This is a genomic window from Enterobacter sp. C4G1 (assembly GCF_052886895.1).
In genome coordinates this window covers 293495-306145 of record NZ_JBQVVV010000001.1, presented here as the reverse complement: position 1 = coordinate 306145, position 12651 = coordinate 293495, and the positions used below count along the sequence as shown (strand labels likewise).

12 protein-coding genes are annotated in these 12651 nt (G+C 56.0%); 10 read left to right on the top strand and 2 right to left on the bottom strand.

Annotated features, from left to right (window positions below):
- Positions 1-14: 14 nt before the first annotated feature.
- From nudF to parE, 5 genes are read left to right on the top strand one after another with little or no spacing between them, the layout of a single operon-like run.
- Positions 15-647: an ADP-ribose diphosphatase gene (gene nudF / locus ACT9TW_RS01475; protein ID WP_014071785.1), complete on the top strand. Its 633-nt coding sequence runs from the start codon at positions 15-17 to the stop codon at positions 645-647.
- Complete coding sequence (locus ACT9TW_RS01470; RefSeq protein ID WP_003862516.1) at positions 644-1066, top strand: DUF1249 family protein; 423 nt, start codon at positions 644-646, stop codon at positions 1064-1066. The genes nudF and ACT9TW_RS01470 overlap by 4 nt, the downstream gene beginning before the upstream one ends.
- A 27-nt stretch (positions 1067-1093) precedes the next feature.
- Positions 1094-1921 (top strand): 3',5'-cyclic-AMP phosphodiesterase, encoded by an 828-nt coding sequence (gene cpdA, locus ACT9TW_RS01465; protein WP_182062482.1) that lies wholly within the window; start codon positions 1094-1096, stop codon positions 1919-1921.
- Positions 1921-2502: an esterase YqiA gene (gene yqiA / locus ACT9TW_RS01460; RefSeq protein ID WP_182062481.1), complete on the top strand. Its 582-nt coding sequence runs from the start codon at positions 1921-1923 to the stop codon at positions 2500-2502. Before cpdA ends, yqiA begins: the two co-directional genes overlap by 1 nt.
- A 28-nt stretch (positions 2503-2530) precedes the next feature.
- Positions 2531-4423: a DNA topoisomerase IV subunit B gene (gene parE / locus ACT9TW_RS01455; RefSeq protein WP_182062480.1), complete on the top strand. Its 1893-nt coding sequence runs from the start codon at positions 2531-2533 to the stop codon at positions 4421-4423.
- Positions 4424-4507: 84 nt separating this feature from the next.
- Here the strand turns inward: parE and ACT9TW_RS01450 are convergent, their stop codons facing one another.
- A complete protein-coding gene (locus ACT9TW_RS01450; protein ID WP_446491500.1) occupies positions 4508-6649 on the bottom strand; it encodes a TonB-dependent siderophore receptor in 2142 nt (713 codons plus the stop codon).
- A 385-nt stretch (positions 6650-7034) separates the two neighbouring features.
- Here ACT9TW_RS01450 and ACT9TW_RS01445 point away from each other — a divergent pair, with 385 nt between their 5' ends.
- Genes ACT9TW_RS01445 through ACT9TW_RS01425 form a run of 5 tightly spaced genes read left to right on the top strand, consistent with a single transcriptional unit; the run spans position 7035 to position 11720 of the window.
- Positions 7035-7847 carry an ABC transporter ATP-binding protein gene (locus tag ACT9TW_RS01445; protein ID WP_182062478.1) on the top strand — a complete coding sequence of 271 codons (813 nt, stop codon included), beginning with the start codon at positions 7035-7037 and terminating at the stop codon, positions 7845-7847.
- A complete protein-coding gene (locus ACT9TW_RS01440; RefSeq protein ID WP_446491499.1) occupies positions 7844-8827 on the top strand; it encodes a FecCD family ABC transporter permease in 984 nt (327 codons plus the stop codon). Before ACT9TW_RS01445 ends, ACT9TW_RS01440 begins: the two co-directional genes overlap by 4 nt.
- Positions 8824-9876 (top strand): FecCD family ABC transporter permease, encoded by a 1053-nt coding sequence (locus ACT9TW_RS01435; protein WP_446491498.1) that lies wholly within the window; start codon positions 8824-8826, stop codon positions 9874-9876. The genes ACT9TW_RS01440 and ACT9TW_RS01435 overlap by 4 nt, the downstream gene beginning before the upstream one ends.
- 9 nt (positions 9877-9885) lie before the next feature.
- A complete protein-coding gene (locus tag ACT9TW_RS01430) occupies positions 9886-10836 on the top strand; it encodes an iron-siderophore ABC transporter substrate-binding protein (protein WP_446491497.1) in 951 nt (316 codons plus the stop codon).
- On the top strand, positions 10833-11720 hold the full coding sequence (locus tag ACT9TW_RS01425; protein WP_446491496.1) for a MurR/RpiR family transcriptional regulator: 888 nt from the start codon (positions 10833-10835) through the stop codon (positions 11718-11720). Before ACT9TW_RS01430 ends, ACT9TW_RS01425 begins: the two co-directional genes overlap by 4 nt.
- Positions 11721-11784: 64 nt before the next feature.
- Here the strand turns inward: ACT9TW_RS01425 and ACT9TW_RS01420 are convergent, their stop codons facing one another.
- On the bottom strand, positions 11785-12639 hold the full coding sequence (locus ACT9TW_RS01420) for an AraC family transcriptional regulator (protein ID WP_446491495.1): 855 nt from the start codon (positions 12637-12639) through the stop codon (positions 11785-11787).
- Positions 12640-12651: the final 12 nt, after the last annotated feature.

Sequence of the window (12651 nt, the reverse complement as noted above, 5' to 3'; positions counted from 1 at the left end):
CAAAGGTATGACTCATGCAAAAACCAGATAAGTTGCCAGTGACATTCGCCAAAAACGATGTAGAAATTATTGCACGAGAAACGCTATATAGCGGTTTTTTTTCGATGGATCTTTACCGTTTCCGGCATCGCCTGTTTAACGGGCAGATGAGCGGCGAGATCAGACGTGAAATTTTTGAGCGCGGTCATGCGGCAGTCTTGCTACCCTTTGACCCAGTGCGTGATGAAGTGGTACTGATTGAGCAGATCCGAATCGCGGCGTATGACGTTAGCCCAAGTCCATGGTTGCTGGAGATGGTCGCCGGGATGATAGAAGAGGGCGAGACGGTCGAAGATGTCGCCCGCCGCGAAGCGCAGGAAGAAGCAGGGCTGGTGGTTGGCCGCACCAAACCGGTGCTTAGCTATCTGGCAAGCCCTGGCGGCACAAGTGAACGCTTATCCATTATGGTGGGCGAAGTGGACGCCACGACGGCGGAAGGGATCCACGGTCTGGCAGATGAAAACGAAGATATTCGGGTTCATGTGGTGAGTCGGGAGCAGGCTTACCAGTGGGTTGAAGAGGGGAAAATCGACAACGCAGCGTCTGTCATCGCCCTGCAATGGCTGCAACTGCATTATCAGACATTACGAAACGAGTGGAAAAAATGAAGCGTTATACACCTGACTTCCCAGAAATGATGCGCTTGTGCGAAACCAATTTTGCACAATTGCGCCGCCTGTTGCCGCGAAACGACGCACCCGGCGAAACGGTGAGCTATCAGGTGAGCAACGCGCAGTATCGGTTAACGATCACAGAATCAACGCGCTACACTACGCTTGTGGAAATCGAGCAAACGGCACCCAGTATTAGCTACTGGAGCTTGCCGTCAATGACAGTACGCCTGTATCACGACGCGATGGTCGCTGAAGTGTGTTCAAGCCAGCAGATCTTTCGCTTCAAGGCACGGTATGATTATCCGAATAAAAAGTTGCATCAACGCGACGAAAAGCATCAAATTAACCAGTTTTTAGCTGACTGGCTAAGATATTGTTTAGCACATGGAGCAATGGCGATTCCGGTTTGTTAGCGTCATAAACCTACCTAAGGACACCATTTGGAAAGCCTGTTGAACCTGACTGTTGCTGGTGGGGCGCCAGTCAGGATATTACAAATCACCGATACTCACCTGTTTGCCGAAAAGCATGAGACTCTGCTGGGAGTGAACACCTGGGAGAGTTATCAGGCAGTACTTGGCGCGATTCACGCTGAAAACCGTCCTTGCGATTTAATCGTCGCGACGGGCGATCTCGCGCAGGATCAATCCTCCGCGGCCTATCAGCATTTTGCTGAGGGTATCGCGAGCTTTAACGTGCCTTGTGTCTGGTTGCCGGGCAACCATGACTTCCAGCCCGCCATGTACAGCGCGCTTCAGGAGGCAGGCATCTCTCCGGCCAAGACCGTCATCGTGGGTGACCAGTGGCAAATCCTGCTGCTCGACAGCCAGGTATTTGGCGTGCCGCACGGTGAGCTGAGCGAGTTTCAGCTTGACTGGCTGGAGACAAAACTCGCCGCCGAGCCGGAACGCCATACGCTGTTGTTGCTCCATCACCATCCGTTACCGGCTGGCTGTAGCTGGCTTGATCAGCACAGCTTACGCAACTCTGCGGCGCTGGACCGTGTTCTGGTCAAATTCCCACGGGTGAAAAATCTGCTTTGCGGACACATTCATCAGGAACAGGATCTCGACTGGAACGGCCGCCGGATGCTGGCAACGCCGTCTACCTGCGTGCAGTTTAAACCGCATTGTGCCAACTTTACCCTGGATACCATTGCCCCAGGCTGGCGCTGGCTGGAACTCCACGCTGATGGTGTGCTGACCACTGAAGTGTGCCGTTTGTCAGGGTTAAAATTCCGTCCAGATACCGCTTCAGAAGGCTATTGATGTCTACCCTCCTTTACCTGCATGGGTTTAACAGTTCGCCGCGATCCGCGAAAGCGACACAATTCCGCGCGTGGCTGAGCGAACATCATCCGTATGTTGAGATGATTATCCCGCAGCTGCCACCATACCCGGCTGACGCCGCAGAAATGCTGGAATCTATCGTGCTGGAGCACGGCGGGGAATCCCTGGGAGTCGTCGGCTCCTCGCTGGGCGGTTATTACGCCACCTGGCTATCGCAATGCTTCATGTTGCCAGCGGTAGTGGTCAACCCGGCGGTGCGGCCATATGAGCTGTTACGGGACTTTCTTGGTCAAAACGAGAACCCCTACACCGGACAGCAATATGTGCTAGAGTCTCGCCATATTTACGATCTCAAAGTTATGCAGGTAGACCCGCTTGATGCGCCCGATCTTATCTGGCTGCTGCAACAAACGGGGGATGAAGTGCTGGATTACCGCCAGGCAGTGGCGTATTACGCATCCTGCCGCCAGACTATAGAAGAGGGCGGAAACCATGCTTTCACGGACTTTGAGAATCATTTCACCCAGATTGTCGATTTTCTTGGACTGCACAGCCTCTGACAATCAATGCGAATTGCTAGTTTAAATCATGACGCAAACCTATAACGCTGATGCCATTGAGGTACTCACCGGGCTTGAGCCGGTTCGCCGCCGCCCCGGGATGTACACCGATACGACGCGCCCAAACCACCTGGGCCAGGAAGTTATTGATAACAGTGTGGACGAAGCGCTGGCAGGTCATGCCAAACGCGTAGACGTGATCCTGCACGCCGATCAGTCGCTGGAAGTGATTGATGACGGTCGTGGGATGCCGGTCGATATTCACCCTGAAGAGGGTGTACCTGCTGTTGAGCTGATCCTCTGTCGTCTGCACGCGGGCGGTAAGTTCTCTAACAAGAACTACCAGTTCTCGGGCGGCCTGCACGGCGTGGGGATCTCCGTGGTTAACGCCCTGTCCCGACGCGTAGAAGTCAATGTGAAGCGCGATGGCCAGGTGTATAACATCGCGTTTGAAAACGGCGAAAAAGTGCAAGAGCTCCAGGTTGTAGGGACATGCGGTAAACGCACGACCGGCACCAGTGTTCATTTCTGGCCAGACGAAAGCTTCTTCGACAGCCCACGTTTTTCCGTTTCTCGCCTGACGCACCTGCTGAAAGCCAAAGCAGTGCTCTGCCCGGGCGTGGAAATCACCTTTAAAGATCACGTTAACAATACCGAACAAACCTGGTGCTACGCCGATGGTCTGAACGACTATCTGTGCGAAGCAGTAAACGGCCTGCCGACGCTGCCGGAAAAACCGTTTGTCGGTAATTTTAACGGTGACACCGAAGCAGTGGATTGGGCGCTGCTGTGGCTGCCAGAAGGCGGCGAGCTGCTGACGGAAAGCTACGTCAACCTGATCCCAACCATGCTTGGCGGTACGCACGTAAACGGCCTGCGCCAGGGCTTACTGGACGCGATGCGCGAGTTCTGCGAATACCGCAATATTCTGCCGCGCGGCGTGAAGCTGTCGGCGGAAGATATCTGGGATCGCTGCGCGTACGTTCTGTCCGTGAAGATGCAAGACCCGCAGTTTGCCGGTCAGACCAAAGAGCGTCTGTCATCGCGCCAGTGCGCGGCCTTCGTTTCTGGCGTGGTCAAAGATGCCTTTACTCTGTGGCTGAACCAGAACGTTCAGGCGGCAGAAATGCTGGCTGAAATGGCGATTTCCAGCGCGCAGCGTCGTCTGCGTGCGGCGAAGAAAGTGGTGCGTAAAAAGCTGACCAGCGGCCCTGCGCTGCCGGGCAAACTGGCCGACTGCACCGCACAGGATCTCAACCGTACCGAACTGTTCCTTGTTGAAGGGGACTCGGCAGGTGGATCCGCCAAACAGGCGCGCGATCGTGAATATCAGGCGATCATGCCGCTCAAGGGTAAGATCCTGAATACCTGGGAAGTCTCTTCTGATGAAGTGCTGGCGTCCCAGGAAGTTCACGATATCTCTGTGGCGATTGGCATCGATCCTGACAGCGACGATCTGAGCCAGCTGCGCTACGGTAAAGTGTGTATCCTCGCGGATGCGGACTCCGATGGTCTGCACATTGCCACTCTGCTCTGTGCGCTGTTTGTGAAGCATTTCAGAACGCTGGTGAAAAACGGTCACGTCCACGTGGCGCTGCCGCCGCTGTACCGTATCGACCTCGGCAAAGAGGTGTATTACGCGCTGACGGAAGAAGAGAAAGCGGGCGTGCTTGAACAGCTTAAGCGCAAGAAGGGCAAACCAAACGTTCAGCGCTTTAAAGGGCTGGGCGAAATGAACCCGATGCAGCTGCGTGAAACCACGCTGGATCCGAACACGCGCCGCCTGGTGCAATTGACGATCAGCGATGAAGACGAACAGCAAACCAACGCCATGATGGATATGCTGCTGGCCAAGAAACGTTCGGAAGACCGACGCAACTGGTTGCAGGAAAAAGGCGATCTGGCAGATATTGAGGGGTGATGCTCCTCATCCTGACCCTCTCCCGGTGGGAGAGGGTATTGGATCGTAGGCCCGGTAAGCGATAGCGCCCCGGGCTTTTTTACATCAAAATTCCATCTTCACCGTAAACTGCACTTCGCGTGGATCGCCAATCTGGTTGCCCAGGTTATTGGTGGCGATTGAAGAGGTGTAGTAGGTTTTATCAAACAGGTTCTTCACGTTCACCTGCAACGTCACCGGGTAATGCAGCTTCATCTTATACGCCGCAAACGCATCCGCAACGACGTAACCTGGCAGATAGTAATCCGCACCGTTGGTAGCTGAACGACGGCTCACGCCGTGCCCGCCGCCGCCAAGCGTCAGGGTATTCCCGCCGATCACGTTATGAATGTCGTAGGTCAGGAACAGGGAGCCAGTGTGACGTGGCACGTTTGGCAGCGGTTTACCCGCGTAATCAGGATCTTCCAGCACTTTGGCATCGGTATAACCGTAGCTAGCGATGATGTTGGTGTTCTCGGTGAGCGATCCGGCGAGATCCACTTCCACGCCCTGCGAGCGCACGCGGCCTGCGGTTTTGGCGATGGTTTCATCCCCCACGCTTTCGGTATACAGCACATTGCGCTTATGAATATCAAACAGCGCGATATTGGCGGTAATGCCGTTGAACAGGTCAAACTTTGCACCCACTTCGTAAGCATTTGACGTCTCTGGTGGCAGGTCGCCGATATAGCTCGCAATAGAGGATTGCGGCATAAACGTCTGCGAATAGTTAGCAAACAGCGACACGTTTGGCGTCAGCTTGTAGACCAGGCCCAGCTTCGGCGTCCACTGATCGTCACGGCTGTCGGTGTTAACGTTAAACGGACGGCCTTTACCCGCATACTGGGTGTAGTACTGGTAACGCATCCCGGCGACGGCGATCCATTTATCGGTCAGATACAACGCGTCCTGCGCATAGGCGGAGTAGCTGTCCTGCTTGATCGTCTGGTCACTATCGGACGCAGAAACGGTTGTACATTTACCGGTATTGCCGTAGGTCGGGTTATAGATGTTGAAATCTTTCACGTTCTTACAGCGGATCATATCCGTGCGCAGCAGATCGTAATTCTCATAGGAGATGCCGGTCAGGATCTCGTTGTAGAAGCCGGCGATATCTACATTTCCCTGCAAATCGGCACGGGTGGTGTGCATTCGCTGCGTCGAGCCTTGCGTTGCATCCACACGGCGGGTCAGGTTGCCGGTGGCAGAGTCATAGGCCATCACGCGCGCCTGGTTGTCGCTGTATTTATCCTGGCTGTAGCTATAGTCGAACTTCGCGGTCCACTGGCTGCTCAGGCGGTATTCCGCGTTGAGCTGCGCCAGGTCGGATTGCCCGTCGGTGATGTTAAACGGCTCATCAAAGCGGGTTTTTCGGTCAACCTTTACCGCCTGTTTGGTATTGAGATCGAAGATCGTTCCACGATCGAACGGTGTCTTATAGTCGCGATGGGAGTAGAGCACCGTGACGGTGGCATCATCGCCAAACCAGGTCAGCGATGGGGCGATAAAGGTGCTGCGTTCTGTGCCGAAGTTACGCCAGTAATCTTCGTCCTGATATTCACCCGTCAGGCGCCAGGCAAGGCGCGTCCCTTCAATCGGGCCGGTAACATCAAATTGCCCGGTCCCGCCGCCAAAGCTGGAAGAGGTGGCTGAAATTGAACCGCCAAACGTCGTTTCCGGGCGTTTGGTGACCACGTTAATCAGGCCGCCAGGATCGAGAATGCCGTACAGGGTCGACGCCGGGCCTTTCAGCACTTCCACACGCTCGGTTGACGCGTTAAAGCTGCGCGGCAGTACGGTGCGCAGGCCGTTGGTCATGATTGAGCCATCGCGATTAGCGCCAAAGCCCCGGCGTACAAACGCATCCTGGGTGCCGCCCAGGGTGTTGGTCTGCACAACGTTGCTGACGTTATACAGCGCTTCGTCGAGCGTGGTAGCGTGCTGATCTTCAAGCACCTTATCGCTGACGGTATTCACCACCTGCGGGATGTCCAGCATTGGCATGTTGGTCAGTGTAGCGGTGGAGGTGTTCAGCGGCTGATAGCCGTTTGTGGCATCGGTGGTTGCATTTGGATCGGCGGTAACAGTCAGCGTTTCGCCATCTTTAGCCGTTGTGGTATCTGCGGCCTGCACCAGCGGTGTGATGAATAACAGTGAAAAGAGCGCGCGCCCTTTTACTCCAGAGAGAGAAGGTGTGAACTTAGCCATTACATCTGTTTTCCCGAAATATCCCGCGCATGAATGTTCGCGGAAGAATGTGTGATTCATTGCCCTTAACGGTCTGTCCGTTCGCCATGTCAGGCATCGAACATGTAATTGAGAATCATTCAATCATGCGGGGATGTAGTAGTAAATGGAAAACAGAAAAAATCGACTACAAAAGAAAAACACCCGTGCATGTCCGGTTATTCCTTTTTTAACAATCTGAAAATAAAAGGATTAACAAAGATGTTGTTAGCGTAGTAGTCCGTCATTATCCCTGGGTTTTTCGGGGTATTTATTCACTTGACTACTACATGGCGCAGCGGCAAACTCCCAAAAGAGAATGAGTTTTATTTTTATTTGTTTGTCATTTTATTAAGTTGGCGTTCACGTGGCTCATAACACGAAAAAGCAGGGGTTGGTGCTTGAAAACCTCTCTGCTGGCTATCAGAAAAAAATCATCGTTGATGATATTTCCCTGGCGATCCCTCAGCAGAAAATGACTGTCCTGATTGGGGCAAACGGCTGCGGAAAATCCACCCTGCTCAGTACCATTGCGCGCCTGCTTCAGCCGCTTGGCGGTAGCGCATTTCTGGACGGGAAGGCAATCCATGAACAACCCACCAAAGCGGTTGCCCGCAGCCTGGGCATTCTTCCGCAATCGCCAATACTGCCGGAAGGGTTAACCGTGTTTGAGCTGGTTTCACGCGGGCGCTTTCCCTGGCAAAACTTTATGCGCCAGTGGAGCGACGAAGACGAGCACGCCGTTGAAGAAGCCCTGCGTCTGACCGGCACCACGGAATTTGCTCACCTGCCAGTCGAAAGCCTGTCCGGCGGCCAGCGTCAGCGCTGCTGGATAGCCATGGCGCTGGCGCAGCAAACGCCATATATCCTGCTGGATGAGCCGACGACGTATCTCGACCTTCGCTATCAGGTCGAGATCCTGGAACTACTTCACACGCTGACCCGCCATCACGGACGTACCGTTGTGGTGGTGCTCCATGATCTCAATTTTGCCGTTAACTATGGCGATTCGCTGGTCTTTCTGCGGCAGGGAAAAGTGCAGGGCGTGCTTCATGAAGGCGATACCTGTACGCCTGAACTGATCAAAGCGGTTTTTGATGTCGACGTGCATATGTCGGTGAACCCATTGACCGGAAAGCCGTTCTTTATGCCTTTTCGTCAGGGAACCGCAAAACCATGATGCGCACATCTCTGGCTTTCATCCTTTTTGCGCTGCTGCTGGTGGCGGGTGGCATTGCCCATCTGGGGATCGGCGCGCGCTTTATTGCCCCGCAAACGGTGGTGCAGGCGCTCCTTCATTTCGATCCGCGCAATTTCGACCATAACGTCATCGTAAAGCTGCGGTTGCTGCGCTTGTTCGCCGCGCTGACCACCGGCGCGGCGCTTGGCGTGGCGGGTGTGTTGCTGCAATCCGTTATCCGCAACCCGCTGGGGGAACCGCATATTCTGGGGCTGAATGCCGGGGCAGCACTGGCGGTGGTGTTAACCAGTGCTCTGGGGCTTAGCCTGCCGTTTGGTCGCCCGCTGATTGCTGCGATCGGTGCCGGGGCGCTGTTTCTGCTGGTGCTGATGTTCTCATCCGCCGGGCGCACCGGGTTAACCCCGATGAAGGTGACTCTGTGCGGCGTGGCGTTGTCGGCATTCGCGTCGTCTATTACCGCCGCAGTGCTGATCCTGGATGAACAGACGCTGCTCGCCATGCGTACCTGGCTGGCGGGGGATTTAGCTGGATTAAACGGCGAGATAGTTCGCACGGCATCCTGGGTAGCTGGTGCAGGTTTCGCGCTGGCGCTGTGGCTGTCGCCATCGCTGAATATGCTGGCGCTGGGCGACCGTATGGCACAGGGATTAGGCGTTTCGCTGCTGAAAACCCGCCTGTTTGCACTGTTGGCGATTGCGCTGCTGTGTGGTGCTGCCGTTTCCATTGCCGGGCCCATCGGGTTTATTGGCCTGGTGGTACCGCAGTTGATCCGCCGTCTGGTGTCAGTAGATATTCGCGTGATGGTGCCGCTTTCTGCCGTGTGCGGTGCGCTGGTGTTACTGATTGCCGATCTCGCCGCCCGCACGCTAATCACCCCTTATGAGCTGGCCACCGGCGTTATGACGGCGCTGGTTGGCGCACCGGTCTTTATCGTTATGGCATCGAGGATGTTCAAATGAAGCGGGCGGTTTTGCGAGCCGGTCTGCGGCCGTTACGCATCGGCGCCTTTTCGGCGCTCGTGCGCCCGCGCGTGCTGGCGTGCCTGACGCTGTTCCTGCTGATGACGGTGCTGCTGCTCAGTTTTGGCCTGACGCGCGGCTCACTGCCTATTCCCACTTCCACTATCGGTCGTGCGCTGTTTTACCCTGAAAGCCTGCCTGCGGATGCGCGTTACATCGTGATGGATATTCGTCTGCCACGCCTGCTGATGGCCGTGCTTTGTGGCGCCATGCTGGGGATGGCGGGGGCGGCAATGCAGTCCATTACCCGTAATGGACTGGCCGACCCGGGGCTTATCGGCGTGAAAGAGGGCTGTAGCGCGACGGTGTTGCTGCTGATTTTTCAGTTCCCGGCGCTGAGCCTGTTCTGGCGTCCGGCAGTGGGTATGGTCGGCGGGCTGCTGACGGCATTACTGGTGGTGGCTCTGGCGCGTGATATTTCGCGGCCACGTTTTATTCTGACCGGTATTGGCGTCTCCTGGGCTTTTGCGGCGGCAATGGGCGTCTTTATGACCACGGCTGACGTGCGTGATGTCCAGACCGCGATGCTGTGGCTGGCGGGGAGTCTGCATACGGCAAACTGGGCGTTAGTGAGCGTGGCGGCAGGGTGGGCTGTGCCTGCATGTGCCTTACTGCTCTTTACCGCCCGTGCGGCCGACGTGGCCCTGCTCGGCAATCAGGCTGCCACCGGGCTGGGCGTTCGTACGCCACGGCTGGCGCTGCTGCGCCTTCTCGCCCCTGTAGTGCTGACTGCTGCCTGTGTCTCCTGCGTGGGCAGTATCGGGTTTGTCGGATTAATTGCCCCGCATATGGCGCGCGCCTTGTTACGTGGCGGGCAAACCGCATTGTTGTTGGGGAGTGCCGTGCTGGGCGCACTGCTGGTGCTGATGGCAGATAACGTCGGTCGTCTGGCGTTTTTACCGCTGCAACTCCCCGCAGGCATTGTGATTTCTTTAATTGGCGGGCCGTTTTTCCTGCTGCTGCTCTGGCAGCGTCGGGACAGATTTTAGGGGATAAAGATGCGCGTACTTTTTTCATTGCTGTTGCTGGTCGGGTTTTCGCTGAGTGCGGCAGAGCCGACTCAGGTGTTCACGGACGATCTGGGGCGCAAGGTTACCGTGCCCGTTCATCCGCAACGGATTGTTTCGCTGCACGATCTGGATATCACTATCCCCTTAATCGAGCTTGGCGCGCCTCCGGTTGCCAGCCACGGTCGCACGCGACCGGACGGCAGCCATTTTATACGCTCCAGTGGGATGTTAACGGGCGTTGATTTTGATAACTCCTCCATCAGGTTTATCGGCACCGCGGATATCGATATCGAAGCCATTGCTGCCGCAAAACCGGATCTGATCATCACCGAGCCGACCCGCAACACGCCGGTTGAGCAACTGGAAAAAATCGCCCCCACGGTGAGTATCGATCACCTCGATGGCGGTGCGCCGGAAATTTACCGCAAGCTGGCGCAACTGACGGGAACGCAGGCGCGGCTGAAGATCCTTGAGCGTCGCTATCAGGAGCAAATCAATGCGCTGAAAGCGACCATTGATACCCGCAAAATCACGGTGTCGGTGATTCAGGCTAATCAGGGCAAAATCACCGCCATGCACAGCTATCACTCCCTGGGACGCGTGCTGCGTGATGCCGGGTTCACCTTCCCGCCGCTTATCGAGAGTATCCCGGATGGCGGGCGTATTGACGTCAGCGCCGAGCGCCTGCCAGAGCTGGACGCCGATTTTGTCTTTGCTACCTGGCGTGGCGATACGGGCGGAAAACCGCAGGATGAGCTGGTGGCGATGGATGCGGTGATGCCTGGATGGTGTCAGTTTCTGAATGCCTGTCGTACCGGGCGTTACATCCTGATTTCCCGTGAAGAGGCGATTTCAAACTCATTCGCTTCACTGGGGCTGATGGCCGCTCAGGTGCAGTCTCAGATAGCGGGGCGTCCGCTGCCGGAGGCCTCCAGGTGATCAGAAAAGACAAAGCGCGGGTAGACGTATATGGCGAACGCTTCCGATCCCGCGGGCATCAGCTGACACCGCGCTTGCTGCTGGTGGCGCGGTATATCAATGAGAACCGTGAGGCAGTAATGGAGCAGACGGCAATGGAAATCGCCACGCTGCTGAAAACCTCCGATGCGACCGTGGTCCGTGCCATTCAGGCGCTGGGCTTTGCCGGGCTGCGCGACCTGAAGCAAACGCTGGAGCAGTGGTTTGGCCCGGTGGTGAGCTCCAGCGAAAAGATGTCCACCACGGTGAATACCCTCACCAGCGATGTGAACGCGAGCATCGATTTTGTGCTCGAAGGGCATCAGCATACCTGCGATGTGTTGTCTGAGCCGGGTAACCGTTACGCGATGGCGCAGGCGGTGTCGCTGCTGGCGCAGGCACGGCAGGTCGCTATTTTTGGCATTGGCGCATCCGGTATTCTGGCCGAATACACTGCCCGACTGTTCAGCCGTATTGGTCTGCCCTCCACACCCCTTAACCGCACTGGCATTGGCCTGGCCGAGCAACTGATTGCGCTTCAGCGGGGTGACGTGCTGGTGATGATGGCACAGAAATCTGCTCATCGGGAAGGGCAAACCACCCTGCGTGAAGCCAGGCGTCTGGGCATTCCGACCATCCTGCTGACTAACGCGCTGGAGTCGCGCTTCAGTAAAGAGGCAAGCGTGGTCATCCACGTGCCGCGCGGCGGCGAGAAAGGCAAAATCCCGCTGCATGGCACCGTGCTGCTGTGTCTGGAGATGATTATTTTGTCCGTGGCCTCAACCGAGCCGCAGCGCACCATTAAGTCGATGAAGCGCATCAACGAGTTTCACCGCGGGTTAAAGCCGGGGAAGAAGAGCAGCTGATAGGTACGGTTTTGTTGTTTTGTAGGCCGGGTAAGGCGTAGCCGCCACCCGGCAATAACCCCGCTCAGCGGTCAGCATGGTTCTTCCGGTACTGCAACGGCGTTTCGCCAATCCCCTTCCTGAATGCACTGATAAACCAGGTCACGTCGGAAAAACCCACCTGTTCGGCTATTTCACGTACGCTGGCATCCGTGTGCAGCAGGCATTCGCACGCCTTCCGCAGCCTGATAGTGTTCAGATAGTCGTGGATCTTCTCGCCCGTTTCAGCATGGAATTTTCGCGACACGTAGCTTCGTGACTTCCCCAGCTCTTCGGCCAGCGCATCCAGCCTGAATTTTTCCCGATAGTGTTCATCGAGCCAGAACATCACCTGGCTTGCGATCCCGTGGCTGCTGCCGGGTGCTCCGTCATTATCACCGGGTAACATGGCAAACAGGCTAATCAGCAGGCTGGCAATATTTTCACTGTTAAGGGGCTGAACGCCGGCGCGCTTTGCATAGCACTCCAGCAGGTGATCAATGTGCGCGTGGCTGGCAAACACATCCGCGACCCAGGCCTCCCCGCCACGGCGTGAGAGCTTTTGTAATCGTTGCAGGGTCTGCGGGAAATCACGCAGTACCTTCAGCACCGCATGGGGATCGAGGTGAATAATGGTGCGTCGATAAATCGCCTCTGCCTGCTCATCCACCATCACTTTGTGCAGGGTAAAGGGTGGGAAGAAAAACAGTCGCCCGGGGCGCATGGTGTAGTGGCGGTTATCAACAATCGCCACGCCAAATCCTTCCTCCACATACAGAATTTCCAGACACTGATGCCAGTGGTGATAACGCACGGTATTGGCAAAGAGCCGGCTAAACGACGCAATGGCATCGTTTAAGGTGATCAGCTCAAGATGATCGGATTTTAGCGTGTCGCGCATAGTGCAATAAAA